Genomic DNA, 26,157 nt, shown 5'->3' with positions numbered 1-26,157 from the left:
ATGGATATTCAACAAGCGGTCGCGGCCCTGGTCGAGGGGCAGAATCTCGGCCGGGAAGAGATGGCGGCAGTCATGCGCCAGGTGATGTCCGGTGACGCTACCGACGCGCAGATTGGTGCCCTGCTGGTGGCCCTGCGCATCAAGGGCGAGACCACCGACGAAATCGCCGGCGCCGCCCAGGTCATGCGTGAGTTGGCTACCCCGGTTGACGTCAACTGCCCCCACCTGGTGGACCTGGTGGGTACCGGCGGCGATGGCGCCAACCTGTTCAATGTCTCCACTGCCTCGACCTTCGTGGTAGCGGCGGCCGGCGCCCACGTGGCCAAGCACGGCAACCGTGGGGTGTCCTCCAGTAGCGGCAGTTCAGACGTGCTTGAAGCCCTGGGTATGCCCCTGGATCTCGATCCGGGCCAGGTAGCCCGGGCGATCGAAGAGATTGGCGTGGGCTTCATGTTCGCCCCTGCCCACCACAGCGCCATGCGTTATGCCATCGGTCCCCGTCGTGAACTGGGCATGCGCACGATATTCAACGTGCTGGGTCCCCTCACCAACCCAGCCGGAGTTACCCGCCAGGTGATTGGCGTTTTTTCAGCCGAGCTTTGCCAGCCACTCGCGGAAGTACTCAAGGCGCTGGGGTCAGAACACGTAATGATCGTTCACTCCGACGACGGCCTGGATGAAATTTCCATTGCCGCTCCGACCCGGGTGGCGGAATTGCGCGCGGGCAATATCGAAAGTTACAGCATCAGCCCGGAAGACTTTGGCCTTGAACGTCAGTCCCTGGAGGGGCTGGCGGTGGCAGACTCCGCTGCCTCGGCGGCGCTCATCCGCCGGGCGCTCGGCGGCGCCGATGACGAGGCATCGCGCAAGGCTGTCGCGATTATTGCGCTCAATGCCGGGGCAACGATCTATGTGGCCGGTGTGACCAATAGCCTTGCCGGTGGCGTGGCGATGGCGGAAGACCTGCTGGCCAGTGGCCAGGCAGCGGAAAAGCTGGCGTCCTTTGTGGACTTCACCCAGCTGATGCGCGGCGGCGAAGCGGGGTAGGGCAATGGCGATCAATCCTCCTACCATCCTGCGCAAAATCCTGGCCCGCAAGGCCGAGGAGGTTGCATCCCGCCAGGCTCGGATTTCCCTGGGCAGCCTGGAGTCCCGGATCAGCGAACAGCCACCAGCCCGGGGGTTCGCCCGGGCGCTGGCTGCCAGGGTTGCGGCGGCGGAGCCGGCGGTTATTGCCGAGGCCAAGAAGGCTTCCCCGAGCAAGGGGGTGATACGAGCGGACTTTGACCCTGCTGCCATTGCCGAGAGTTACCAGCGCGGTGGCGCCACTTGTCTTTCCGTGCTCACCGACATCGATTTTTTCCAGGGTGCCGATGAATACCTGCAACAGGCCCGCGCCGCCTGTGAACTGCCGGTTATCCGCAAGGATTTTACCGTCGATCCCTACCAGGTGGTCGAGGCCCGGGCGATTGGTGCCGACGCCATACTGCTGATCGTCGCCGCCCTGGCGGATGACCAGATGCGCGAACTGGCGGATACGGCAGCAGAATTCGGCCTGGACGTGCTGGTCGAGGTCCATGACCGGGCTGAATTGGACCGGGCGCTGGTACTGGAGACGCAGCTGGTGGGAATCAACAACCGCGACCTGCACAGCTTCGACATGCGTCTGGAAACCACGCTCGATTTGCTGCCCCATATCCCGGAAGATCGCGTGGTTGTGACCGAAAGCGGGATTCACAACCGTGAAGACGTGGCGCTGATGCGTGAGCGTGATGTGCACGCATTCCTCGTGGGTGAAACTTTTATGCGGGCTGAGGATCCGGGTGAAAAGCTGCGGGAGTTGTTTTTCTAGCGCGCCCCGAACACCACCATCGTCTTCCCGGAAACCGACACCAGGCCATCCTGTTCCAGGGTCTTTAGCACCCGGCCCGCCATTTCCCGGGAGCAGCCGACAATCTTGCCCAGTTCCTGGCGGGTGATCTTGATCTGCATCCCGTCCGGATGGGTCATCGCATCCGGCTCCCGGCACAGGTCCAGCAGGGTGTGGGCGATGCGGCCGGATACGTCGACGAAGGCCAGGTCGGTAAGTTTACGGGTGGTCTGCCGCAGGCGTTTGCCCAGCTGCCGGGCAATTGCGTAAAGCACCTCGGGGTACTGGGCGCTGATCTGGTGGAACTTGTCATAGCTGATCTCCGCCACCTCGCACTGGGTCTTGGCGACCACCATGGCGCTGCGGGGGGTGATCTCGTCCTCGAACAGACCCATTTCGCCAACGAAGTCTCCCGGGTTCAGGTAGCTCACGACCATCATGTGATCGGGTTCGGATTCGTCTTCAACCATCACCGAAACCGAGCCCTCGAGTATGAGGTAAAGACGGTCCCCTGCCTCCCCCTGCTTCATCACCGTGGCCTTGGCTTTGTACTGCTGTCTTTCGCAGTGGCGAAGAAAGTTTTCCACGTTGGGAATGGTGTTTGTGATCTGCGGCTTCAACACTCCGCTTTACCCCTACCTTGTGCGTTGTTTTCCAGATTCTACCCCGGTCTCCGCTCAAGTAAAACGGGATTTCTTGTGCTAAGCTGCTGCGCCAGATTTTCCAGTCGAGGTAGTGATGAAAGCAACGGTTAAATGGACCGACGGCGCCATGTTCGTGGGCGAGTCCGGTAGTGGCCACGCGGTAGTGATGGATGGTTCCGCCGATCTTGGCGGGCGCAACCTGGGGCCGCGTCCCATGGAGATGTTGCTGATAGGCACCGGGGGGTGCTCCACCTACGACGTGATGAGCATGCTGCAGAAGTCACGCCAGAAAGTGGTGGACTGTAAGGTCGAAATCGAGGCGGAACGGGCGGATGCGGTTCCCGCCGTGTTCACCCGTATCAATATGCATTTTATTGTCAGCGGCGTGGGTCTCAAGGAAAATCACGTGAAGCGGGCGGTGGAACTGTCGGCAGAGAAGTACTGCAGCGCATCAATCATGCTCGGCGCGGCAGGGGTTGAGATGAGTCACAGCTACGAAATTGTCGAGTTTAGCCCCGATCCGAACTGAGTCGCGGCTAACTTTCGGCAGGGTTGTCTGCCTGTGGCTGCCAGAAATACGCCCTGCCAATCCAGGCCCCCAGTACGCCGGCTGCGCTGTTCATGGCCACGTCGCGGAGGTCTCCCACCCGGTTGGGCAGTAGCCACTGTATGGTTTCGTCGCCAATACCCACCGCCACCACAAACAGTACAAGAAGGACTGTTGTACGGAGTGAATATTCGCGGGCGGTGGAAAAGACCAGCACGCCGAGCAGGCCGTACTGCAGAAAATGAAAGCGCTCCTCGGGTATTTTCAGCTGCACCGCGATCAGGCCGATCAGGGTCAGGGCAGTGCCCACCGAGAGCACGGTTTTCCAGTCACGCCGGGCCAGGGTGAGGAACAGTATGGCCAGGCCAACGATGGCCAGTGCACTGTTGAAGGCCATCCCCAACTGCTGTCTGCCCAGCATATCCCGCAAATAGTTGAGCAGATCGCGCATCACCGGCAAGGTGAGGTAGGTCAACAGGATATAGGCCCAGATAACTGCCCAGGTCCTGGATTGGTAAAAAACGCTATTGAATGCCCTAAGCGTCATTCGACTCCAGTTGGTAACCGAATGCGTCCAGGTGTAATCCAGTCAACTCCATCGTCCTGCGATTACTGTCTGCGAACATGCCGGCCGTCGCTGCCAGCAAGCGGGCAGAGAACCTGCGTTCAAGGTAAGGGGACAACAACCTGTCCAGCAGCCCTTCCCGCCGCCGCCGGAAGTCGGCCATGCGCTTGAACTGGCGTTGCTCTGTCTCCCGGATCAGGCCGTTGGCGTTGTACAGGTTGCGGTACAGGCGGTTTGCCAGCCGATGTTTTTCGATGCCGTAGAGGGCAGTTCCGGGGTTGATGCGCCGCTCGACACGAAGCCCGGCCAGTCGATTAGGGTCAGCGGGCAACTGGCAGTGGCTGACAATCTCGTTGACGAATGCCCCGGGCTGTTCAGCGAAAGCCTCGTAGCAGAGGACTTTCACCTGCGCCGCGCCAAACAGTTGCTGGTAATAGGCGATAAGCCGGTGGTATTCCAGGGCTGTGGGCGAGAAGGAGGGCGCCATATGGCGCCAATGGGATTCCGGTTGCAGTAATTGCCCCAGGGAATACGGCATGCCCCAGGCGACCAGGGTGCGGTACAGGGAACGCAGGGCCGAGCGCTGCTCACGGATGACGATCAGCACGCTGGCATCGGGAAAGCAGGCGTGCAGCTTGTCGGCATTGTCCTTCGCGTTATAGCCGGCGTGGCTGATCGCTCCCACCAGATTTTCGGAACTCAGTACCGGCAGCAGGTCGGTCCCGGGGGACCGCTCACGGTAGCGCTTCCAGAACTCCGTGGTAAATGCCTCGGGCTCGAATTCCAGCGGGTCGGGACTCACCAGTCCCAACTGGATGTCAAAGGGGTTCATTACATTGACCATGCCCTGTTCCGGCTGGAACAGGCACTGCTGCATCCAGGTGGACAGACACTTGGGATAGCCGATGTGCAGCAGAGGCGCAGGCGGGTTCATGGTGTCACTCGCTCCCGAATATCGGAAGGTCCTCCAGGGCGCCGGCGGCTCGCTCCGGCCACAGGGGTTGACCCATGTCGCCCAGCCGTTTTGCCCGCCGCTCGCCGAAGCGCGACGCGGCGGTGACCAGGACCTGGGCCTGGGGACTGATACTGCCGTAGAACAGTGGCTCGCGGGTCAGCGCCCGGTACTGGCCCTGCCAGTGGTCACTCAGTTGCTGGAAGAACTTGTCAACCACCTGCTCGCGGGTTTCGTTGGAGGTTACCCCGCCGTGAAACTGGTGGAAGCTGGCCTCGCCATGCAACAGGACGTAGGTGCTGCCGGGAAACAGGCCGAGGGCGCGGAACATGTGCAGATTGATGGCGCCGCCCCCCTCGTAGTCAAAGCTGCTATCGGCGTAACCGATGGCGGCCAGGTTTTGCCGCGGCACAAAGTAGCAGTTGGACTCGGAAATAGGCTGCATGAAGCCCCGGGAGTGGGCGCTACACCAGACGCTGATGCGGAACAGTTCGTAACCGTCGGTGCGCCAGTCCACGCCGCCCAACAGTCTGTCCTGTTCAGCCGTGTCATAGCCTTCGCGAGTGCTGATGTGTTGCTCTTGCGGACCCAGGTGGTGAACCGGAATCGCCACCAGGCAGTTGGGATGAGCTCGAAAACAGGCCATGGCGTGCTCAATGACACGAGGCGTGATCATGTGTGCCCCGTCGATCATGATCCCGATGTACTCGCCCTGGGCCTGCTCGAAGCCGAAGTTGAGGGCGTGCACCGGCGTTGGGCTGGTCTCGTCGCGCAGGAAATAGCGGAAGTTGCCCGGCAGTCCCGCCACCACGCTTTCGTCCAGGTTCTGGTCAGAGCGGTTCTCCACCACGATGACTTCATAATCATCCGGGTGCACGTTTCGCTGGTAGGCTGCTGACAGTGTATAGAGGGTGCGCTGCAGCTGCGCTGGCATGCGGTAGGCCACCACCACCACGGAGAGCTGGGGCCGGGATGCGGTATTCATGCCTGCCCGGTCATCTTGCGCTTGATTGCCTGCTCCCGGCCCTCCCGAAACTTGCGGGCCTGGCGGCGGTTCTTCAAAAACTGGCCGGCGATACTGTACATCTCCGCCACGGTTTGCCGGTCTTCCGCGGAGCCCCCGAACAACAATTGAATCAACTGCGGTTCGTCAGCGAGTTCCACACCCCCCGGCTTGCGCAGCACACCGAGTCCGTGGCCATGTTTGAAGGTGAAGCAGGGGTGTTGCTGTTGCAGCTCCTCCCACAGCTTCCACACACCGAAATCACCCTGTCTCTCTGCGATGTCATGGAACAGGATGACGCCGCCTGCTGCGACCCTGGGGTACCAGGTATGGAAGTCGTGCGAGACCGCTTCATAGGTGTGCAGTCCGTCGATGTGGAGCAGGTCGATGCTGCCGTCGCTGAACTGGCCCACCGCCTCGTCAAACGTCATGCGCAGCAGGTAGGCATAGTGACGGTAGTACTCGCGAATGTGACTGGCGAGTTTGTCGTAGATCTCTTCCCCGTAGCTGCCGGTATGTTCATCTCCTGCCCAGGTGTCGACCGCATAGCAGGTGCAGTCCAGTGAGTGAGTCCGCGCCGACTGGCAGAACACGCCAAAGGAAAAGCCGCGCTGGCTGCCCAGTTCCACCAGCAGTCGGGGCGCTTTTGCGGCCACCAGGTCATAGCCGAAGGCCGCGTGGTCCTGCCAGGTGCTCTGGCCTCCCAGTCTGGGCTCGAAATCAACACGGAGGCTGGGTGGAAAATATAGGGACATCGGGTACACCTGGGGAGGGTGGGCGCGGCCTGCATGCACTCACAAGTTTTTGAAGAATTATCAGTCTGTTGCGAGCATTCTAAGCGGCCCGGGGAGTGCCGCGCAACCGGCGCAGGCGCTCAAGATCCCTGTTTTCGTGCCGCCTTCAGGCGCGCTTTGGCACTGCGGTCGCCCTGGGCCGCGGCCTGTTCCAGCCAGTGGAGGTAGCGCTCGCGATCCTGGGGAACACCGTGGCCGGAATAGTACATCTTGGCCAGTAACTGCTGGGCCTTCAGCTCGCCCGCCTCGGCATGGTGGCGCAACACCGGTTCGGCCCTCGCATAATCCTCGCGCATGTAGGCCTTGATGCCCAGGTGCAGGGGCTCTGGTTCTGGCGACGCGGGTGCTTCCGGTCGGCGTCGTTGCCAGATAACAAAGGCGAGGATTAGCGCGGCGACAGCCGCGATCAGGTAGAGCATGTTCCGGTCATGTTTAGTGGTTGCTTTAGCATCGTCGCCGATACCGGCGATTGAACGGGGTCAGGCAGTGCTATATTCTTGTCCGCTTATTCACGCTTGGCGCCTCGCGTCGGGCCGTCGCTGCAAGCAGGGCCATTATGAAGTTTTCTCACGTGCTAGTCGATATCGAGTTGACCAATCGGTGCAATGCCCTGTGTTCCTTCTGCCCTCGCGACAAGACTCCGCAGCAGGGGATGCTCAGCCGGGAAAACTTCTTTAGCGCGATAGACCGGGTGTTGGAATTGCCCGCGCCACTGCCAAAGGTGACCTTCACCGGCCAGGGCGAGCCCACCCTGCATGCCGACATCGTGGAGTTCATGCACCACGCGACCGAAAAGGGTTTGCGCGTGGGCATGACCAGTAATGCCTCGAAATTGCACGAGAACCTGGCCCGGGACCTGGTCGACGCCGGCCTCAAGGAGATCAGTCTGAGCATCAGTGATTTCGGCGACGACTACGAGGAGGTGTATAACCTGGATTTTGACAACTCCATGACCAACGCATTGAAGTTCGTCGAAATCGCCCGTGACCAGGTGGAGATCACCATCAATATTGTTGAGCACGACATCAACAAGGGCAAGATCGAGGAAATGAAAGCGTTCTGGCGGGAACACGGTGTCAAAAGATTCCTGGTGTTCAGCCAGAACAACCGCGGCGGCGCCTGCGACAACGGCAAGCTCTTCCTGGAAAGCCGCTCTGCCACTGATGAGGCCCAGGAGCTGATGAGCCAGCACGGGATCTCCAGTCTCTGCGATGCCGCTTTCAAGTTTTTGTTCGTGGGTTGGAGTGGGCACTATTATGTGTGCTGCAACGACTACGAGAAAACCACCCCCCTGGGTCATGTAAGCGAGCTCGGGTTTACCGAGCTGAATAACACCAAGCTTGAGCTGTTGGCCCGTGGCGGTATCTCCGCCTGTAACAACTGCGACCTGGATCCTGGCAACAAGGTGCGTGAGATCTTGCTCGAGCGGGATGCCGGTTTTGCCACCGACGATGATGTGTCCAGCCTGCTGGACACCCTGCGGTCGGACCAGCAGGGTTTTCCCGGCATGCACGAGGACCTGGACTGGCGCGAACGGGTACTGGCCCAGGACCAGACACTGCTCGCGCGCTCCGGCTGATGCCGAGGGCCTGCTGGCTGCTCTCCCTGCTCCTGCTGGCCGGGTGCTCTGCCGACGGTCCGTCGACCGGTGCCTCAGCGGGTCGCCCCAACATCCTGCTGATTCTGGCCGATGATCTCGGGAACAATGACCTCGGCGCGTTCGGGGATGGCTCGGCGGTTACCCCGCACCTGGATGCCCTGGCCGCCGCAGGGGTTCGATTCCGCCGCCATTACGCCCAGCCAAGTTGCCGCCCCGCCCGGGTTGAGTTGCTCACCGGCAAGGCTGCCAGTCGTGTTGGCGTGCCTCCCCATTTCCGCGGCATCGGGCCGGAGCATGTCACCCTGGCCGAGGCCTTGCGTGATGGAGGTTACGCCACCGCGCATATCGGCAAATGGCACCTGGGCCACGGCGTTGGCTCCGCGGAGCCCGGGTCCCAGGGTTTTGACGACTGGTACGGATTCCTCCATGCGCTGACCACGCGGTACGGATCCCTGGCGAGGCCGGCAGCGTCCTATATTGACCCCTGGCTGCAGCGTGCGGGTCAGCCGCCGGTCCAGCACAAAGGGCACCTGACGGATTTGCTCACCGACGCGGCAATTGAGCGCATCGACCGGCTCGGAGAGGGGGCGCGCCCCTGGTTTCTCAATCTCTGGTACTTTGCCCCGCACAACCCGGTGCAGGCCGCGCCGCGGTTTGCGGGCCGCTTTCCCGACTCTCCCGAGGGAGAGTACCTGTCACTGCTGGCGCAACTGGATGAGGCTGTGGGCCGTCTGTTACAAGCGCTGGCCGACAGTGGGCAACTGGAAAACACCCTGCTGGTTTTTGCCAGCGACAACGGCGGTGTCAACCGGGTTCGCGACAGTAACAAGCCGTTTTACGGCAAGAAGACCACCTTTTACGAGGGCGGTATCAGAACGCCGTTGATTCTCTCGCAGGCCGGCCGCCTGGCGCCGATGGACATCGAACAGCCCGTCTTCATTCGCGACCTGATGCCGACACTACTGGCTTACGCCGGTCTGCCGGCGGTGGAGGACCTTGATGGGCTTGACCTTGGTCCGCTGCTGCACGGCGAAAGCCTGCCGAGACCTCCGCGAGTCTACTGGGATATTGATATCCCTGAATGGGGCGCCTACGGGGTGCTGGACCTGCAGCGTGAGCAATTGGGCCTGGGCGTGGAGGTGCAGGAACGGGCTTCCGGCGAGAACTATTTTGCGCCGCCCCGGCCTGCAACCCCCCGGGAGCAGACCCGAATACGGGACGAATATCACCAGTGGCAGAGCAGTATAAGGCGGGTAGAAGTGCAATCCGCATCCGGGTCGCAGGGCAGCCGCGAATACGCTGGCGACAGTTACCGGCGCACACCGGGATACGGCGGCTGGACCCTGCAATTGCCTGTCCGGACTGATCGCCCCTACAGCCGCCTGGTGGCGCAGGAGCAGCAGTTGGATATCCATCTGGGGGGCGCTCAGTTGGCGCTGCAGATACCGGGCGTGGAGCTGCAGTCTCAGCTGCCTGGGGCCGGCTGCCAATTGCTGACCGTGTCGGCCTATTACCAGTGGCCGGCCCGGCGTGTGCGCGATGCCGAGGTCCACCTGCGGGTCTACCTGGACGATGAGTTACTGGCCAGTGGCCGGGAGAGCCTGGTATCGACAGTGCTGGAGGACAGCTATGCTCCCACCCGGGTGGCGGCGGACAGCGGCGAGTTGCTGATCAGCAACACCTATCTCGATAACAATCCGACAGCTCACTATCGCGCGCTCACCGGAGGAGAGGCGCACTGCCCGCCCTGAATCAGTTCGCGCTGTAACCCAGCTTTTCCAGCCTGGCCCGTTGCCCGGCGCTGATATCCTCCTGCCAGGGCCGGGAACGGTAACGACCGATGGAGGCGGGCGGTTGCACCAGGGCGGCCAGCTCTGCCAGCAGCGGTTCCGGACAGGGCAATCGCAGGAATGCCAGCAAGGCGGCGATTTCTTCCCGGGGCTGGCTGCAAAGCCGTTCGAAACGCAAAACGTAGCCGCGCCCGGGGAGTATCCGGGCCACGGTTTCCCCGGCGACTTCGTTGGCGGTTAACCAGTACTCCAGCATGGTGCCCGCCGAGAGCCTGCCCTGGTCATCATGGCGCACGTCCAGCCCCAGGGTTTCCGCCCAGTTCTTTGCCTGCCGTTGGTTATCCGAGTAGGCCATATCCAGGCCATGGCGGATCAGGTGTACGTACTGGAGTTGCGGGAAGTAACTGTTGAGCCATTCGAGGCGAAAAAATGTCTCCGGGACTTTCCATCCCGCGCGTCCGCTGAGGCCCAGCGCACTGCGGCGCGCAGCCAGCAGTTGCTCGAAGGCCCGATGGGTGTTGTCCAGGACCAGCTCGGCGGGGCGTTGTTGCAGCGTCGGCGCGGCGAATATTGCCCGGTAGGGCGGCCACTCCAGCGCATCGCCGGCGCGGTTGATGGGTGAAGCCATGGCGACGCCGGCCGTGGCGAGAAGCTGTGCCACCACCCGGGTGCCGCTGCCGCCTACGGCGCCCACGCCGATCGGGTCGGGTATCCGGCTCGCCGTCTGGCTCCCCTCAGCGAGTTGCCCTGCCATTATCTGCTGGTAGGGTTCCAGGTAGCGCTTCTGCTTGCCCGGGGTCATCAGTCAGGCCGGGTGATTGGCGGCAGGGTCAGCCAGCATGCTGCGACCTCTGGGCAGGCAGCAACGGGCGACGTCAAAGCCCTCCCTCTCCAGCGGTGCACTGCCCCGGATGATCCTCACCAGGTTGCGATCGATGTCCACCCCGGCGATAAGTCCGCGAGTCGACGCGGTAGCCAGCACGATCTCAAATACCAGCCGGGAGAGGGGTTCGCGGTCAGGGTAGAGATTGACCGCACTGTCCGGTTGATCGACCGGATCGTGGCCCCAGGCCCAATCCTCGATGACATAGACGCCGCCCGGCCGCAGGCGCGGAAACAGCAGGTTAAAGGAGGTGCGGGTTTCCTCGACAAAGTGGGAGGCATCGTCGATCACCAGGTCGAGTTGTTCTTCGCCGAACTCCTTCGCCAGAATGTTCGCCAGGGCCGCAGTGTCAGCCTGGTTTACCCCATAGTGGGGGACCAGTGACTGTTGCCGGCAGCCGTCAGTGATGTAGCTGTCAAGCGCGGCGATCCGCTGGGTGCTGAGCTCTATGGCCACCAGTTTCTCCGGCCGCGCCAGGGCGTGGAAAAACACGCAGCTGCCGCCCTGCCAGATACCCAGTTCGACGATGCGGCGGGGTTGCAGACTGGCGAATAGCCCTTCGTACACGTCGATCATCGCTGCATCTTTTTGCAGGAAATATTCGTCAGTGGTGGACTCCCGGGAGCCGAATACCCAGTCGAAGCCGCGGAAGTTGACGTCCCCGACCCGGAAGCGCGTTTTATCCTGCCATTCAATCATTGTGGGTGAATCCGTGAAACCGGTGTGCGTTAGGGTCAGATGCGGTAGCTGCTGCCGGTCATCAGCCGGGACACAGACGTCATTGCGTCCTTGACCGAATCCGGAAAATCCTTGCCCCCGGCCTCGAGTGCGCTGGTACCGTGACGCTCCTCATCTTCGAGCATCTGCTGCAGGATCAACCGCGATTTGCGGTCCTCCTCGGGTAATTGTTTGAGGTGATCCTTGAGGTGATTGCAGACCCGTTCCTCGGTGGCGGCGACAAACCCGAGGCTGACATCATCGCCAATGGCGCCGGCGATAGCGCCCAGGGCGAAGGACGTGCCGTACCACAGGGGGTTGAGCACGCTGGTATTGCTGTCCAGCTCGCGCAACCGCTGCTCGCACCACACCAGGTGATCAATCTCCTCGTCGGCGGCCTGTTGCATTTCCTCGCGCACCCTGGGCAGGCGCGCGGTCAGTGCCTGGCCCTGGTAAAGTGCCTGGGCGCAAACCTCGCCAGTGTGGTTGACCCGCATCAGGCCGGCCACGTGCGCACGCTCCCTGGCGGAGAGTTCACTCTCACTGTGGCCTTCCGCGGGGGAGGGGCGGCCAGCGGAGTGGCCGCGGTTGGTGATGGTGCGCATCACCGAATCCGCTTCGGAGATAAATCGGTCCAGCAGTGATAATCTGCGCTTGCGCATGGCAACAGGGCTCTGTGAATTCAGCCCTGACTATAGCGCGCGATGGCGCGCCAGCCAATGTCCCGGCGCAGGGTCACGCCGTCCCAGCTGATCTTGTCCGCGGCGAGGTAGCAGTCCTTTTGCGCCGCGGCGATGTTGTCGCCCAGTGCGGTTACGCACAGCACCCGGCCGCCGCTGGTGACGATATTGTCGCCATCCCGGGCTGTGCCAGCGTGAAATACCTTGATATTACCGGCCTGCTCCGCGTCCAGTCCGCTGATCACTGTGCCCTTGGCGTAACTTCCCGGGTAGCCACCGGCCGCCAGTACCACGCCGATCGCACAGCGGCTGTCCCAGTCTGCACTGGCGGTGTCCAGCTTTTTGTCCAGCGCCGCTTCGCACAGAGCTACCAGGTCAGACTGCAGCCGCACCATGATCGGCTGGGTTTCCGGGTCGCCGAAGCGGCAATTGTACTCGATGACTTTTGGCTCGCCGCTGGGAGAAATCATCAGCCCGGCGTAGAGAAAGCCGGTGTAATCATTGCCCTCGGCGGCCATACCGCGCACCGTGGGCATGATAACCTCGTCCATAATGCGCTGGTTGACGGCCTCATCCACCACCGGGGCCGGTGAGTAGGCGCCCATGCCACCCGTGTTGGGGCCGGTGTCGCCTTCGCCGATGCGCTTGTGGTCCTGGCTGGTGGCCATGGGCAGCACGTTCTCACCATCGACCATGACGATAAAACTGGCTTCCTCACCTTCCAGGAATTTCTCGATGACTACCCGGCAACCGGCCTCACCAAAGGCGTTGCCTGACAGCATATCGGTGACTGCTTCTTCGGCCTGCTGCAGGGTCTCGGCGACGATGACCCCCTTGCCGGCAGCGAGGCCGTCGGCCTTGACCACGATGGGAGCGCCCTGCTCCCGCAGGTAGGCCAGGGCCGGTTCCAGTTCGGTGAAGTTGGCGTAGGCCGCCGTGGGGATATTGTGGCGGGCCAGAAAATCCTTGGTGAAAGCCTTGGAGCCCTCCAGTTGGGCGGCGCCTTTACGGGGGCCAAAGCAGCGCAGGCCGCGTTCGGCGAAGTAGTCCACCACGCCGTCTACCAGCGGCTGCTCGGGACCAACGATGCACAGGCCTACCCCGTTGCTCTCGGCGAAATCGGCCAGCGCGTTGAAGTCGGCCACGTCGATGGCGACATTTTCAATACCCGGTTCGCCGGCGGTGCCCGCGTTACCGGGAGCCACGTAGACGGTGTCCACCTGCTCAGACTGGGCTGCTTTCCAGGCCAGGGCGTGCTCACGCCCGCCACTGCCGATGATTAGTACGTTCAAAGTATTCTCCTCGTCACTGGTTTTCGTCAGTCCCGCGGAGGCGGGAATCCAGGGTCGTGGTTCATCGAAAGCCGCTGGACCCCCGCCCACCCCAGGGTGCCCTCTCTTGCGACTGTGTCGCAATTCACCTCGTTCGCGGGGGTGATGAGCTGAGTGTGATCAGTGCCTGAAGTGCCGCATGCCGGTAAACACCATCGCCATGCCGTGCTCGTCGGCGGCGGCGATGACTTCCTCGTCGCGAATCGAGCCCCCAGGCTGGATCACCGCAGCAATGCCGCGTTCACCGGCGCTGTCGATACCGTCCCGGAAGGGGAAGAAAGCGTCCGAGGCCATCACCGAGCCCCTGACCTCCAGGCCGGCATGTTCCGCCTTGATGGCGGCGATACGTGCGGAGTTCACCCGGCTCATCTGGCCGGCGCCCACGCCCACGGTCTGGCCGTCTTTGGCGTAGATAATGGCATTGGACTTGACGAACTTGGCCACCTTCCACGCGAACAGCAGGTCTTTCAGTTGCTGTTCGGTGGGCTGTACCTTGCTGACCACCTGGAGGTCGCCAGCAGCAACCATGCCCAGGTCACGGTCCTGTACCAGCAGGCCTCCATTGACCCGCTTGTAGTCCAGAGCCGGGCCGGGTGTAGACCACTGCCCACATTCCAGCAGGCGTACGTTTTTCTTTTCGGCAACCGCGGCCGCCGCTTCCGCGCTGACGCTGGGAGCGATAATCACCTCGACAAACTGGCGCTCACAGATGGCGGCAGCCGTGGCTGCATCCAGTTCCCGGTTAAAGGCGATAATGCCGCCGAAGGCGGACTCGGTGTCGGTGGCAAAGGCCAGGTCGTAGGCCTTGCCGATGTCGCTGGCGACCGCGACACCGCAGGGATTGGCGTGCTTGACGATCACACAGGCGGGTTGATCGAAGTTCTTGACACATTCCAGGGCGGCGTCGGTATCGGCCACATTGTTGTAGGAAAGCTCCTTGCCCTGGATCTGTCTGGCAGTGGCTATGCCTGCCTCGGCAGGCGACTTTTCCACGTAGAAGGCGGCTTTCTGGTGGGGGTTTTCCCCGTAGCGCATCTCCTGCAATTTGTGGAACTGGACGTTGAAGGTGCGGGCAAAGGTTTCGGATCCGCCGGGCACCAGTTTGCCGAAGTGATTGGCAATGGCGCCGTCGTAGGCGGCGGTGTGTTCGTAGGCCTTGATCGCCAGGTCGAAGCGGGTCTCCAGGCTGGTGGCGCCGTTGTTAGCCTGCATTTCCGCTATGATGGCAGCGTAGTCGCTGGCATTGACCACGATGTTGACGAATCGGTGGTTTTTGGCGGCGGCCCGCACCATGGTCGGTCCGCCAATATCGATATTTTCCACCGCGTCATCCAGGCTGCAGTCGGGGCGGGCCACGGTCGCCTCAAAGGGGTAGAGGTTGACCACGACCATGTCGATGGCGTCAATGCCGTGCTCAGCCATCACGGCATCATCCTGGCCGCGGCGGGCAAGAATGCCGCCATGGACTTTGGGATGCAGGGTCTTGACCCGGCCGTCCATCATTTCCGGGAAACCGGTGTACTCGGAGACCTCGGTCACGGCCAGGCCGTTTTCCTGCAGCAGCCGGTAGGTGCCGCCGGTGGAAAGCAGTTCGACGCCCTGGTCGCGCAGGGCGGAGGCAAACTCGACGATGCCGGATTTATCTGAAACGCTGATCAGGGCGCGGGAAACCTTTACCAGTTCACTCATGTAATCAGTCCTTGCTGCCGATCAGGCCGTATTGTTTAAGCTTCTTGCGCAGGGTGCCCCGGTTCAGGCCAAGCATGATGGAGGCTTTGGTCTGGTTGTTGCGGGTGTAAGCCATGATCTCCTCCAGTAACGGCGCTTCCATTTCCGCCAGTACCATCTGGTAGACGTCGGTGGAAAGTTGGCCGTCAAGTTCGGCGAGATACTTGCGAACGCTGGCGGTAACCGCGTCGCGCAGGCTTGCTGCTTCGGTGGCTTGAAGCTGTTCGTCATTGGCGGCGGTGTCGCCGTCCACGGTCGCGTGAAGGGGTTCAGCCCTGCTCATGCTGCGAGTTCCTTGTTGAAGTCAGTGTTGAAGAATTGGTCAATCTGTTGCAGTTGCTCCGTCGCGCTCTGCAGGCTGTTGAAGGCCGTGCGACGGGAGCGGCAGTCGGGCTGGTCCTGCAGGTACCAGGCCACGTGCTTGCGGGCGATTCGAACGCCCATGAACTCCCCGTAGAAGTCGTGCAGTGCCAGCAGGTGGCGGCGCAGAATGGCCTGTTGCTGCTCGGCCGGCACATCGGCTACGGGGTCGCCGGCCAGGTGTGCGGCGATCTGGCCACACAGCCAGGGTCTGCCCTGGGCGGCACGGCCTACCATCACCCCGGCGGCGCCAGTGTGCGCCAGGACCCTGGCGGCTTTTTCCGGCGAGTCGATATCGCCATTGGCGAACACCGGGAATTCCGTCGCCTCGACGATGGCAGCAATGGTGTCATATTCGACGTCACCCTCGAACTTGCAGGCGCGGGTGCGCCCGTGAACCGCCAGGGCTGCGATGCCGGCGTCCTCGGCAATTCTGGCGATGGTGACGCCGTTGCGGGCATCGGGGCAGGCGCCGGTGCGAATTTTCAGGGTAACGGGCACAGCCACCGCGGCGACCACCGCTTTGAGAATGTCCCGCACCAGGGCCTCGTCCGCCAGCAGCGCCGAGCCTGCGGCCTTCTTGCACACCTTCTTGGCGGGGCAACCCATATTGATGTCAATAATCTGAGCGCCTGCGTTAACGTTGTAGCGCGCGGCGGCGGCCATTTCGGCAGGTTCACTGCCGGCTATCTGTACCGAGCGGGGTTCCACTTCCGCATCGTGGACACTGCGCCAGGCGGTCTTGCGAGAATGGCGCAACCGCGGATTGCTGCTGATCATTTCCGACACCACCAGCCCGGCACCCATTTGTGCGCACAGGCGGCGGAAGGGCAAGTCGGTAACACCTGCCATAGGCGCAAGGGCTACCTGATTGGCCAGCTTGTACGGTCCGATCTGCGGCATTGATAGCGTCTACTGAAGATTGGTGCGAAAAAGAGGCGGTATGATACTCCCATGAAGTTACGCGGGGAAGATTTTCTGCACAAAAAACCGCCAGTTTGCGAGGCAGTTCAAGTTATCGGCAGTTCGCCGCGCAAACACACCCAGCCGTCAAGTACTCCCGCCACGTGCAAGGGAAGCCGGGAGCCGTAGTGTTCGATCATTCCCGGGGCCTGGCTGTCCAGCAATCCTGACAGCAGTAATGTGCCGCCGGGCTTGAGACAGTGCAGCAGGGTGTCCGACAGTTCCATCAGGGGGCCCGCGAGGATATTGGCGATCACCGTGTCCGCCCGTTGGCCCCAATGTGCGTTGTCATACTGGCCCGGCAGCGCCACCGGGAACTGGGCCGGGTCGACGCCGTTGCGGCCCGCGTTATCCCTGCTCGCCACCAGTGCCTGAGGGTCGTTGTCCACCCCCAGGGCCTCGGCAGCGCCCAGCTTCAGTGCGGCCACTGCCAGAATGCCGGAACCACAGCCATAGTCGACCACCACCTGGTCCTGAAGAGACATGCCATCCAGTTCCGACAGGCAAAGGGCGGTGGTGGGATGGGTGCCGGTGCCGAACGCGAGGCCGGGATCCAGCAGCAGGTTGACTGCATCGGGTTGGGGCGGTTCCAGCCAGCTGGGGCAGACCCACAGGCGCTTGCCGAACTGCATGGGCTGGTAGTGCTGCATCCACTCCCGTTCCCAGTCCTTGTCCTCGAGAATCTCAATACGCTGGTTGCACTGGGCCAGCAGGTGCGCGGGGAAGTGAGCCAGCACGGCGCTCATCTCGGTGTCCGCGGGGTACAGGCCGGTGAGCCGGGTCTGGCCCCACAGGGGGGTTTCTCCCACGGCGGGTTCCAGTACCGGTTGGTCGGCGTTATCTTCCAGGGTCACCGCCACCGAGCCGCTGGCGAGCATCAGCTCCTCCAGCTGGGCGACCTGCTCGGGGTGGGTGTCCAGCCGCAGTTGAATCCAGCTCACCGTGGTTGCCCCCGGTCAGTCGTGCGGGGGCGACACACCGCGTGTCTTCCCGCCGTCAGTGCCCGGGGCATCGCTAGTCTTCCAGCTTGCTTTCCAGATAGTGAATACTTACACCGCCGGCCTGGAAGGCGCGGTCGCGGGTGAGGTCACGGTGCAGTGGTGTGTTGGTGCGAATACCCTCGATGACCAGTTCATCCAGGGCCTGGCGCATCCGCGCCAGGGCGACGTCACGGGACTCGCCAAAACTGATGATCTTGGCGATCAGCGAGTCGTAAAAAGGCGGCACGGTGTAGCCGTCGTACAGGTGCGAGTCGACCCGTATCCCCAGCCCGCCGGGGGCGTGGAAGGTGGTGACCTTGCCGGGGGAAGGCAGGAAGTTTTGTGGGTCTTCAGCGTTGATCCGGCATTCAAAGGAGTGGCCCTGGAAATCGATGTCTTCCTGGGCAGCGGACAGGGGCATACCGGCGGCAATGCGCAGCTGCTCCTTGACGATATCAAAGCGGGTAATCATTTCAGTGACCGGATGTTCCACCTGCACCCGGGTATTCATCTCGATGAAATAAAAGCCTCCGTCTTCATACAGGAACTCAAAGGTCCCGGCGCCACGGTAGCCAATCTCGATACAGGCGTTGACGCAGGCCTCGGCCACCTGTGCCCGCAGGTCCTCGGGAATACCGGGGGCCGGTGCTTCTTCCAGTACCTTCTGGTGGCGGCGCTGCAGGGAGCAGTCCCTGTCCCCCAGGTGGATAGCATTGCCCTGGCCATCAGCGATGATCTGGATCTCGACGTGGCGGGGCTTCTGCAGGAATTTTTCCAGGTAGACCACGTCTGAACCGAAGGCCGCCGCCGCCTCGCTTTTGGTGACCTCGATAGAGCTGATCAGCACTTCCTCGTTATGCACGACACGCATGCCGCGCCCGCCACCGCCGGCGGCAGCCTTGACGATGACCGGGTAGCCCACCCGCTGGGCAATTTCCCGGGTGCGATCGTGATCGTCGGTGAGTGGGCCGTCGGATCCTGGCACGGTGGGCACGCCGGCGCGCTTCATGGCCTCAATGGCCGACACCTTGTCACCCATCAGGCGAATGGTGTCTGCGGTCGGGCCGATAAAGGTAAAGCCACTTTTTTCCACCTGGTCGGCGAAATTCGCGTTTTCCGCGAGAAAGCCGTAACCCGGGTGTATGGCGGTGGTATTGGTTATTTCTGCGGCAGAAATAATCGCGGGTACGTTGAGGTAGCTGTCGGTAGAGGAGGGAGGGCCGATACAGACTGATTCATCGGCCAGTCGCACATGCATCAGCTCGGAATCAGCGGATGAATGCACAGCCACGGTTTTGATATCCAGTTCCTTGCAGGCCCGCAGAATACGCAGGGCTATCTCGCCTCGGTTAGCGATAAGTACCTTGTCCAGAATGGGCATGTCTAGATCCTCGGGCCAGGCCCTATACGATGGAGAACAGGGGCTGGTCGAATTCTACGGGCTCGCCGTTCTCTACCAGGATAGCCTCGATAGTGCCGGATTTGTCCGCCTCGATCTGGTTCATCATTTTCATCGCTTCCACGATACAGATAACGTCGCCTACCTTGACCGTCTGGCCCACTTCGGCAAAGGCCGGTGAAGTGGGCGCCGGGGCCCGGTAGAAAGTGCCGACCATCGGGGATTTGACCACGTGGCCGGAAGTGGCCGGTGCACTCTCGGCGGGGGCTTCGGCGGCTGCGGGTGCCGGTGCCGCGGGCGCCGGTGCTGCGGCTGGGGCGGGTGCCTGGGCATAAACCGGCGCTGGCGCCGCCATCATGGCCTGGGCACCGTTGCGACTGATGCGCACGGATTCTTCGCCCTCCTTGATTTCGATCTCGTCGATATTTGACTCTTCAAGGAGCTCGATCAGTTTCTTAACCTTGCGAATATCCATAGCGTTTCTCTCTTGGTCGGTTATCAGGATTGTTCCAGGTAGCGCAGGGCTGCCTGGAGGCCCAGTTCATAGCCTTGCGGGCCCAGCCCGCAAATGACGCCCTGGGCAATATCGGAGAAATAGGAGTGGCGGCGAAATTCTTCTCGTGCGTGCACGTTGGACAGGTGAATTTCGATAAAAGGTATTTCAACTGCCGCCAGCGCATCGCGCAGGGCGACACTGGTATGGGTGAAGGCGGCGGGATTAATCAGGATGAAATTAACCCCTTCGTGGCGAGCGTCCTGTATCCGCTCAACCAGTTCGTATTCGGCGTTGGACTGCACAGACAGCAGGTGGTGGCCCTTGTCCCGGGCCTGTTGTTGCAGCTGCTGGTTGATATCGTTGAGGGTGGCATGGCCGTAAATTCCGGGCTCGCGCTCGCCCAGCAGATTAAGGTTGGGGCCGTGAAGTACGAGAATAGTTGCCACTTGCAGCTGCTCCTGGAGCCTGGCGCATTTTGTACAAGTTTGGCCCAATATCGGTGCACTGTCCATGCTTCAGGTGATTTTTTTGAATTTTGCCAGCATTTAGCTGCGATATTGCAGAAGTTAGCTATTTTTATGAAGTTGTGGACATCTCCGGTCCGGTTGATGGACAGACGGCACCAGATCCTGCCAGTTGTCCGATTTGCCGCCAACGTCGAGAAAACTGCTGGCAAATTAAGAGTTATTGCCAGTTACAGCTCTCAACGCCTGAAAAACGGTGTCCCTGGTGAGGATTTGTGGCAGCAACAGGGGCTCCGCACCGGGGTCGGCGGGGTACATCAGGTACAGGGGAATGCCTGTTCTACCGTGACTGCTGATGAAACGGGCAATATCCGGGTCGTAATTGGTCCAGTCCGCCACCATGTAGACCACACCGTGATCCTCGAAGGCGGCTGTCATCTCGTCGGTGAACAGTACGGCGTTCTCATTGGCGAGGCAGGTAATGCACCAGTCCGCGGTAACGTCCACAAACACCGGCGAGCCTTCCCGGCGCAATTGTGCCAGTGATTGTTCCGAGAAGGGCACCAGCCCCGCAGCCAGTTGGGCTTCACCCCTGCCGTTCTCATCCAGTCCACGCCAGCTGGCCAGTGAGATAGCCAGCAGGGCACAGACCACCGCTGCTCCCCGTTTCCAGCCCCCCAGCCCCCACAGCCACAGGGCCATGGTCAGTACCAGCGCACCCGCCAGCACCGCAGCCATGGTGTTGACCCCGGTCTGCCGGCCGGCCACCCACAGCAGCCAGATCGCAGCGGCATACAACGGAAACGCCAGGAATTGTTTCAGGGTTTCCATCCACGGGCCGGGTCTGGGCATCAGGGCCCGGGCGCCTCCGCTGTAGCTGAACAGCAGTAGCGGTGCTGCCATACCCAGTCCCAGCGAGGCGAATACCGCCAGGCCGATCGCCGGCGGTTGGGTTACCGCGAAACCCAGGGCCGTGCCCATAAAAGGGGCGGTGCAGGGGCTGGCTACGATTACTGCCAGGATTCCCGTGAAAAAACTGCCGGAGAGTCCACCGCGATCTGCCAGGCCGCTGCCCGCATTCATCAGGCTGCCGCCCAGTTGCACCAGGCCCGACAGGGACAGGCCCATCACCAGAAACAGGTAGGTCAGGGCGATGACGAAGCCCGGCGACTGTAACTGGAAGCCCCAGCCCACTGCGCTACCTGCCCGTTGCAGGGCGATCAGCAGTGCCGCCACGGCGACAAAGCTGAGCACCACGCCAGCGGTGTAAACCCAGCTGTGCAGGTGCCTGGAGTGATCGCTGCTGCGGGCAAAGCTGAGTACTTTCAGCGACAGGATGGGGAATACGCAGGGCATCAGGTTGAGGATGCTGCCGCCGAGGAAGGCCAGCAGCAGCATGTAGGGCAGGGAGCCGAAGTCGGCGGTGGTCTGGACCGCAGTGTCGGTGGCGGACTGTTGCCGGCCGGGCCGGGGGATTTCAGTGGCGCCTGACGCAGGATCCAGGGAAAAAAACTGGGTCCTTGGTGGATAGCAAAGGCCGGCGTCGGCGCAGCCCTGGAAGGTTACGGCCAAGGTTGCGCCGGCGGGAATCGGCCGCTCAGCTGCCAACAGAATGTCGGCATTGTCATAGTAAACGCTGACCTCCCCGAAATATTCGTCGGTGCGCTCAAGCGCCTGGGGAAACTCCGGGCTTACTGCCAGCAGCTCGCCGTCGGCCTCCAGCCTGAACTTGAAGGCGTGTTGGTAGAGGTAATAGGCTTCGGTAATCTGCCAGTAAAGGCGGACCGCCCGCTCATCGGCAAGTTCCACTTCAAGCTGATAGGCCTCTTCAACGGGCAGCAATTCGGTGGTGGTACCGACACCGAACAGCGGCTTGGCAGCGCCGTCGAGTGTTTGTGCCAGCGCGAGAACTGGGCTGAGCAGTAGCAGGCCGATTAGCAGTGAGCGCATGAAAGTCCTTGGTTGTGCCTGACAGGCCGGGAACAAGCAACGGAGTTTACCAGTGTTGGAGTCGCCACCCAATCCACTGCCCCGGTCATGCCAGCGATGTTATAGTGTAGGACGTCCCAAAACGGCGTTAGTTTCCCAGGAGTGGTTGGTGTTGTTACCTCGTTGTCTGTTGTTTTTGTTGCTGGCGTCACCGGGTATGCTGGCTGTGGCCGAGCCCGTGGTCCGGGATGCCTGGATTCGGGCGCTGCCCCCCACCCAGCCGGTCACTGCCGCCTACGCCGAGGTGAGCAATACCGGCCCCACGGCAATTGCCCTGGTGGGAGCCAGGGTAGAAGGCGCGGGAAGGGTCGAGATCCACACCAACCGGGACGTGGACGGGCTGATCCGCATGGAGCGATTGTCTACACTGTCGATACCGGCGGGACAGACGGTTTCCCTGGCACCGGGTGGCAGTCACTTCATGCTGTTCGAGCTTGCAGGAATGCCACGGCCCGGCGAACAGCGGCAAATGTGTCTGCTGTTCGCAGATGCCGGGGAACAGTGTGTCACCGCCGCAGTGCGCAAGAGCGCCACCACGGATCACAGTCATCACCAACATCACTGACAAGGCGATTATCGGATGAACTCTTTAAAGGAAACCCTGTTGGATTGGCGCGATGGGCTGGTTGACCTGTTGCCGGATACCAGGCCGATCCGCTGGATACTGCTGGCGCTGGCAGTTTACCTGTTGATAGCGCTGGTGGTGGGGATCATCTGGAGCCTGACGCCAGACTATTTTGACCCGCGGGAAAAAGCGGCCGCTTATGCCGCTGAGGATGGCGTTGAAATCGTCACCGGCTCGGTCACCACGGCGGCGCTGATGGGGGTGATGGACACCCTGCTGGAAAAACCCGGAGGCTACCTGCACAACGATCGCTTCCCTCCCGGTATCTGGCTGGACAACATGCCCAACTGGGAATACGGGGCCCTGATTCAGGTGCGCGATCTGTCGCGGGCCATGCGCGAGGTGTTCAGCCGCTCCCAGTCCCAGTCCACCGAAGACGAGGATCTCTCGGCTGCCGAGCCCCGCTATCACTTCGACTCCAACAGCTGGGTGCTGCCCTCGTCCGAATCCGAGTATCGCAAGGCCCAGGACTTCACCCGCAGCTACTTCCGCCGCCTGTCCGATAGCGGGCAGGCCGAGGCCCAGTTCTTCGCCCGGGCAGACAACCTGCGCTATTGGTTGTCAACGGTCAATACCCGCCTTGGCTCCCTGTCCCAGCGGCTATCGGCCAGCGTCGGCCAGCGCCGTTTGAATACTGACCTGGCCGGGGATGTGGGGGCCAGCCAATCAACCGCTGCTCCGGCGGAAATGGAAGTGAAAACGCCCTGGTTACAAATCGATGACGTGTTTTACGAGGCCCGCGGCACGACCTGGGCCCTGATCCACTTCCTCAAGGCAGTGGAAGTGGATTTTGCCGACGTGCTGCAGCAGAAAAATGCCAGGGTCAGCCTCAAGCAGATTATTCGGGAACTGGAGGCGTCACAGGAGACCGTGTGGAGCCCGATGATTCTCAACGGTACCGGTTTCGGTCTGGTGGCGAACCATTCGCTGGTGATGGCCTCCTATATCAGCCGGGCCAACGCAGCGATTATTGACCTGCGGGACCTGCTGCTACAGGGTTAATCGCGGTTGTAGCGCAGCCGGGTGCCGGTATCCAGCGACAGGCGGATTTCGGTAGCTGACAGCTCTTTCGGGAAGTAAGTCCCGGACAGCTTCGCATCCAGCAGGCTGGCGCCCTCGAGGTTGGTGTTGCGAAAATCGATACCGCTGAGGTCCGCGTTGCGGAAATAGGAGTTGCTGAAGTCCAGCCCGTCGGCATTCATGTTGCGCAGGTCACGGCCGCGGTAGTCTCCGCTTTTGAGTTCGCTGCTGTCCAGTGTGTCTCGCTGTTCGTTGAAGCTCTTGATGTCCTCGTTGCGTAACAGCTGGTAGAGAGGGTCTGGTTTTATTACGGGCTTGTTCATGCAATTACCTTTCGAATATAGCCCCCATAGGGGGAGCATAGCTTAAGCTGCCCCGCAGGCTGAGACAAGAGAACCGGCTTGAACGAAGTAACAATAAGTGGATTCCTGCTGACCCGCAACTGGCGGGATGGCCCCAATGGCATCGAGCTGGAATTCTGGTTTGCCACCGACCGGGGGCCGCTCTGCGCCCTGGTGCGGGACGAGCAGAGTGTATTTTTTATTGCCACGGATGCCGTGGACCAGGCCAGGGAAGTGGCTGGCAGTGAACCCGGTATTGAATTTCGACCGCTGGAGCTGAAGTGCTTCGCACTAATGCCGGTGGTGGGGGTTTACTGCCGCAGCTATCGCCGCAGCCGACAACTGGCTGACCGGTTGCGGGAAGCCGGTCTCGACCCGCTGGAGGCCGATATCAACCCCGCCGACCGCTACCTGATGGAGCGATTCATTGCTGGCGGTGTCGAGCTTCATGGCACTGCCCGGCAACGGGGCGGCTTCTGGCGCATGGACAACCCCCGGATGCGCAGCGCCGGTTACCGGCCGCAACTGAGAGTCCTGTCGTTTGACATCGAAACCGCAATGAGCGGCGTGCAGCTGTACTCCATCGGTGTGCATGGCGTCGATGGTGATCAGCAGGTCCGCCGGGTATTCATGATCGGGGAGGGTGCCGGGCAGGATTATGTCCAGCCCTGCGCCAACCAGCAGCAATTGCTGGAGTGCTTTCTCGACTGGCTGGTGACTTACGATCCTGATGTGCTCATTGGCTGGAATGTCATCAATTTCGATTGTTGGTACCTGCAGCGTGTTGCTGATCAGCTCGGTCGGCGCCTGCTGTTGGGACGCGACCGACGCCCTGCGCACTGGCGCAAGCTGGATGACGACGGTGAACGCCGGGCGGTGCAATGCCCCGGCAGGGTGGTGCTGGACGGTATCGATATGCTGCGGGCCGCCTTCTACAATTTCGAGAGCTTCGCCCTCGATCATGTCGCCCGGGAACTGCTGGGAGAGGGCAAATTGCTGCAGGGTGCAGATCGCGGTGAAGAAATAGGAAGCCTGTTCGAGCATGACAAGTCGGCACTTGCGGCCTACAACCTGAAAGACTGTGAACTGGTCTCGGAAATATTCCAGGCGACATCACTGCTGGATTTTGCAGTAGCTCGAACCGCCATGACCGGCCTCAACATGGATCGCATGGGCGGCTCGGTGGCTTCCTTTGATAACCTGTACCTGCCGCGACTGCATCGATCCGGTTTTGTGGCGCCCAATGCCAGCAGCGATCACACCGCCAGTCCCGGCGGCTGGGTACTGGATTCGACCCCGGGAATTTACGATCACGTGCTGGTGCTGGATTTCAAGAGCCTGTACCCGAGCATCATCCGCACCTTCGGTATCGATCCTCTGGGCCTCGCCCTGGGCGTTTCAGGTAGCTTACAGGCAGACCAGACGGTGCCCGGGTTCCTCGGTGCCCGCTTCGCCCGCGACGGGCATATTCTGCCCGACCTGATCCAGCAGCTCTGGCGGCAGCGGGATGATGCCCGGCAGGCCGGTGATGCGCCACTGTCGCAGGCGATCAAGATCATCATGAACAGTTTCTACGGGGTGCTGGGTACGCCGGGGTGTCGTTTTTTTGACGCCCGGCTGGCCAGCTCAATTACCCGCCGCGGGCACCAGATACTGCAGCGTACCCGCGACCGTATCGAGGACGCCGGGCACCGGGTGATATACGGGGATACCGATTCCGTGTTTGTCTGGATCCAGGACGCCGCCACGGATGAGGATGCGGTCAATGCGGGCCGGGCTCTGGAACGCAACCTCAACCAATGGTGGCAGCGGGAGATTGCGCAACAGTTCCAGCTCGACAGTGTTCTCGAGCTGGAATTCGAGACGCACTACAAGCGTTTCCTGATGCCCACCGTGCGCGGTTCTGACAAGGGCAGCAAAAAGCGTTATGCGGGGGTGGTGGCCGGCAAGCACGGGGATGAGCTGGTGTTCAAGGGGCTGGAGAACGTGCGCACCGACTGGACCAGACTGGCCCGCGATTTCCAGGAAGAGCTCTACCGGCGGATATTTTATGGTGAGCCCTTCGCAGGCTACGTGCGGGAAGTCACCGCGCAGTTGCGGTCCGGGGAGCGCGACAAGGAACTGGTGTATCGCAAACGCCTGCGGCGCAAGCTGGGTGAGTATGAGCGCAATGTGCCGCCCCACGTGCAGGCCGCCCGGTTGTGCGAAGCCCGTGGTTTGAAAACGCCGTCACGGGGCAGCTGGGTGGAGTACGTGATTACCTCGGCGGGAGCGGAGCCCGCCCAGGCCGCGCTGGCTCCGCTGGACTATGAGCACTATGTAGAGCGCCAGCTGCAACCCGTGGCAGATGGCATCCTGGGCTTTCTCGGGATGTCTTTTCGCGGGCTGGTGGACAAGCAGATCGACTTGTTTTGAT

The 26,157-nt window shown here is 61.7% G+C and carries 27 protein-coding genes; 8 read left to right on the top strand and 19 right to left on the bottom strand.

What is annotated here, in order from left to right:
• On the top strand, positions 1-1,047 hold the full coding sequence (gene trpD / locus E2F43_RS17955; protein ID WP_133215320.1) for an anthranilate phosphoribosyltransferase: 1,047 nt from the start codon (positions 1-3) through the stop codon (positions 1,045-1,047).
• 4 nt (positions 1,048-1,051) lie between these two features.
• Positions 1,052-1,852, top strand: a complete 801-nt coding sequence (trpC, locus tag E2F43_RS17950) for an indole-3-glycerol phosphate synthase TrpC (protein WP_238947010.1) — start codon at positions 1,052-1,054, stop codon at positions 1,850-1,852.
• Here the strand turns inward: trpC and crp are convergent.
• Positions 1,849-2,493 carry a cAMP-activated global transcriptional regulator CRP gene (gene crp, locus E2F43_RS17945; RefSeq protein ID WP_133215318.1) on the bottom strand — a complete coding sequence of 215 codons (645 nt, stop codon included), beginning with the start codon at positions 2,491-2,493 and terminating at the stop codon, positions 1,849-1,851. The genes trpC and crp overlap by 4 nt on opposite strands.
• 115 nt (positions 2,494-2,608) lie before the next feature.
• Between crp and E2F43_RS17940 the strand changes: the two genes are divergently transcribed.
• Positions 2,609-3,043, top strand: coding sequence for an OsmC family protein (locus tag E2F43_RS17940; protein ID WP_133215316.1), 435 nt, complete (start codon positions 2,609-2,611; stop codon positions 3,041-3,043).
• A 7-nt stretch (positions 3,044-3,050) separates the two neighbouring features.
• Here E2F43_RS17940 and E2F43_RS17935 read toward each other — a convergent pair whose 3' ends face one another.
• The 5 genes from E2F43_RS17935 to E2F43_RS17915 form a co-directional block, all read right to left on the bottom strand.
• On the bottom strand, positions 3,051-3,608 hold the full coding sequence (locus tag E2F43_RS17935; protein ID WP_133215314.1) for a VanZ family protein: 558 nt from the start codon (positions 3,606-3,608) through the stop codon (positions 3,051-3,053).
• On the bottom strand, positions 3,598-4,560 hold the full coding sequence (locus tag E2F43_RS17930; protein WP_133215312.1) for a sulfotransferase: 963 nt from the start codon (positions 4,558-4,560) through the stop codon (positions 3,598-3,600). The genes E2F43_RS17935 and E2F43_RS17930 overlap by 11 nt, the downstream gene beginning before the upstream one ends.
• 4 nt (positions 4,561-4,564) lie before the next feature.
• On the bottom strand, positions 4,565-5,563 hold the full coding sequence (locus E2F43_RS17925) for a glycosyltransferase family 2 protein (RefSeq protein ID WP_133215310.1): 999 nt from the start codon (positions 5,561-5,563) through the stop codon (positions 4,565-4,567).
• A complete protein-coding gene (locus tag E2F43_RS17920; RefSeq protein WP_133215308.1) occupies positions 5,560-6,336 on the bottom strand; it encodes a class I SAM-dependent methyltransferase in 777 nt (258 codons plus the stop codon). The genes E2F43_RS17925 and E2F43_RS17920 overlap by 4 nt, the downstream gene beginning before the upstream one ends.
• Before the next feature lie 119 nt (positions 6,337-6,455).
• The gene (locus E2F43_RS17915) at positions 6,456-6,794 is read right to left on the bottom strand and encodes an SEL1-like repeat protein (protein WP_133215306.1); all 339 of its coding nucleotides are present in this window, start codon (positions 6,792-6,794) and stop codon (positions 6,456-6,458) included.
• 137 nt (positions 6,795-6,931) lie between these two features.
• On the opposite strand from E2F43_RS17915, the gene E2F43_RS17910 reads away from it, so the two are divergent.
• Both E2F43_RS17910 and E2F43_RS17905 read left to right on the top strand, forming a co-directional pair.
• Complete coding sequence (locus tag E2F43_RS17910) at positions 6,932-7,954, top strand: radical SAM/SPASM domain-containing protein (RefSeq protein ID WP_133215304.1); 1,023 nt, start codon at positions 6,932-6,934, stop codon at positions 7,952-7,954.
• A complete protein-coding gene (locus E2F43_RS17905) occupies positions 7,954-9,726 on the top strand; it encodes a sulfatase-like hydrolase/transferase (RefSeq protein WP_133215302.1) in 1,773 nt (590 codons plus the stop codon). The genes E2F43_RS17910 and E2F43_RS17905 overlap by 1 nt, the downstream gene beginning before the upstream one ends.
• A gap of 1 nt (position 9,727) precedes the next feature.
• Here E2F43_RS17905 and E2F43_RS17900 read toward each other — a convergent pair whose 3' ends face one another.
• The 12 genes from E2F43_RS17900 to E2F43_RS17845 all read right to left on the bottom strand — a co-directional run bounded on the left by E2F43_RS17900 (position 9,728) and on the right by E2F43_RS17845 (position 21,716).
• Positions 9,728-10,567 (bottom strand): sulfotransferase, encoded by an 840-nt coding sequence (locus E2F43_RS17900; RefSeq protein ID WP_133215300.1) that lies wholly within the window; start codon positions 10,565-10,567, stop codon positions 9,728-9,730.
• Between the two features lie 3 nt (positions 10,568-10,570).
• Positions 10,571-11,347 (bottom strand): class I SAM-dependent methyltransferase, encoded by a 777-nt coding sequence (locus E2F43_RS17895; protein ID WP_133215298.1) that lies wholly within the window; start codon positions 11,345-11,347, stop codon positions 10,571-10,573.
• Between the two features lie 35 nt (positions 11,348-11,382).
• Positions 11,383-12,027: a 2-polyprenyl-3-methyl-6-methoxy-1,4-benzoquinone monooxygenase gene (gene coq7 / locus E2F43_RS17890; RefSeq protein WP_133215296.1), complete on the bottom strand. Its 645-nt coding sequence runs from the start codon at positions 12,025-12,027 to the stop codon at positions 11,383-11,385.
• Positions 12,028-12,047: 20 nt separating this feature from the next.
• Positions 12,048-13,337 (bottom strand): phosphoribosylamine--glycine ligase, encoded by a 1,290-nt coding sequence (gene purD / locus E2F43_RS17885; protein ID WP_133215294.1) that lies wholly within the window; start codon positions 13,335-13,337, stop codon positions 12,048-12,050.
• A 159-nt stretch (positions 13,338-13,496) separates the two neighbouring features.
• The gene (purH, locus tag E2F43_RS17880; protein ID WP_133215292.1) at positions 13,497-15,065 is read right to left on the bottom strand and encodes a bifunctional phosphoribosylaminoimidazolecarboxamide formyltransferase/IMP cyclohydrolase; all 1,569 of its coding nucleotides are present in this window, start codon (positions 15,063-15,065) and stop codon (positions 13,497-13,499) included.
• 4 nt (positions 15,066-15,069) lie between these two features.
• Positions 15,070-15,387, bottom strand: a complete 318-nt coding sequence (fis, locus tag E2F43_RS17875) for a DNA-binding transcriptional regulator Fis (protein WP_133215290.1) — start codon at positions 15,385-15,387, stop codon at positions 15,070-15,072.
• Positions 15,384-16,367: a tRNA dihydrouridine synthase DusB gene (gene dusB / locus E2F43_RS17870; protein WP_133215288.1), complete on the bottom strand. Its 984-nt coding sequence runs from the start codon at positions 16,365-16,367 to the stop codon at positions 15,384-15,386. Before dusB ends, fis begins: the two co-directional genes overlap by 4 nt.
• Positions 16,368-16,474: 107 nt before the next feature.
• Positions 16,475-17,368: a 50S ribosomal protein L11 methyltransferase gene (prmA, locus tag E2F43_RS17865; protein ID WP_133215286.1), complete on the bottom strand. Its 894-nt coding sequence runs from the start codon at positions 17,366-17,368 to the stop codon at positions 16,475-16,477.
• A 73-nt stretch (positions 17,369-17,441) separates the two neighbouring features.
• On the bottom strand, positions 17,442-18,782 hold the full coding sequence (accC, locus tag E2F43_RS17860) for an acetyl-CoA carboxylase biotin carboxylase subunit (RefSeq protein WP_133215457.1): 1,341 nt from the start codon (positions 18,780-18,782) through the stop codon (positions 17,442-17,444).
• Positions 18,783-18,810: 28 nt separating this feature from the next.
• Positions 18,811-19,281: an acetyl-CoA carboxylase biotin carboxyl carrier protein gene (gene accB / locus E2F43_RS17855; protein ID WP_133215284.1), complete on the bottom strand. Its 471-nt coding sequence runs from the start codon at positions 19,279-19,281 to the stop codon at positions 18,811-18,813.
• 23 nt (positions 19,282-19,304) lie between these two features.
• Complete coding sequence (aroQ, locus tag E2F43_RS17850; RefSeq protein WP_133215282.1) at positions 19,305-19,748, bottom strand: type II 3-dehydroquinate dehydratase; 444 nt, start codon at positions 19,746-19,748, stop codon at positions 19,305-19,307.
• Positions 19,749-19,979: 231 nt separating this feature from the next.
• Complete coding sequence (locus E2F43_RS17845) at positions 19,980-21,716, bottom strand: protein-disulfide reductase DsbD family protein (RefSeq protein WP_133215280.1); 1,737 nt, start codon at positions 21,714-21,716, stop codon at positions 19,980-19,982.
• Positions 21,717-21,864: 148 nt separating this feature from the next.
• Here E2F43_RS17845 and E2F43_RS17840 point away from each other — a divergent pair, with 148 nt between their 5' ends.
• Together E2F43_RS17840 and E2F43_RS17835 are read left to right on the top strand one after the other, a co-directional pair.
• Positions 21,865-22,320 (top strand): copper chaperone PCu(A)C, encoded by a 456-nt coding sequence (locus E2F43_RS17840; RefSeq protein ID WP_133215278.1) that lies wholly within the window; start codon positions 21,865-21,867, stop codon positions 22,318-22,320.
• 15 nt (positions 22,321-22,335) lie between these two features.
• Positions 22,336-23,382, top strand: coding sequence for a DUF2333 family protein (locus tag E2F43_RS17835; RefSeq protein WP_133215276.1), 1,047 nt, complete (start codon positions 22,336-22,338; stop codon positions 23,380-23,382).
• Here the strand turns inward: E2F43_RS17835 and E2F43_RS17830 are convergent.
• Positions 23,379-23,723: a pentapeptide repeat-containing protein gene (locus E2F43_RS17830; RefSeq protein WP_133215274.1), complete on the bottom strand. Its 345-nt coding sequence runs from the start codon at positions 23,721-23,723 to the stop codon at positions 23,379-23,381. The two genes, E2F43_RS17835 and E2F43_RS17830, sit on opposite strands and share 4 nt — an antisense overlap.
• Positions 23,724-23,801: 78 nt before the next feature.
• Here E2F43_RS17830 and E2F43_RS17825 point away from each other — a divergent pair, with 78 nt between their 5' ends.
• Entirely contained in the window at positions 23,802-26,156 is a 2,355-nt protein-coding gene (locus E2F43_RS17825; RefSeq protein ID WP_133215272.1) for a DNA polymerase II, read from the top strand.
• The last annotated feature ends 1 nt before the right edge of the window (position 26,157 follow it).

The sequence above is a fragment of the Seongchinamella unica genome (genome assembly GCF_004354085.1).
In the GTDB taxonomy this organism is placed as follows: Bacteria; Pseudomonadota; Gammaproteobacteria; order Pseudomonadales; family Halieaceae; genus Halioglobus; species Halioglobus unicus.
The sequence above is the reverse complement of the archived record's forward strand: the minus strand, read 5'-3'. Positions and strand labels throughout refer to the sequence as shown.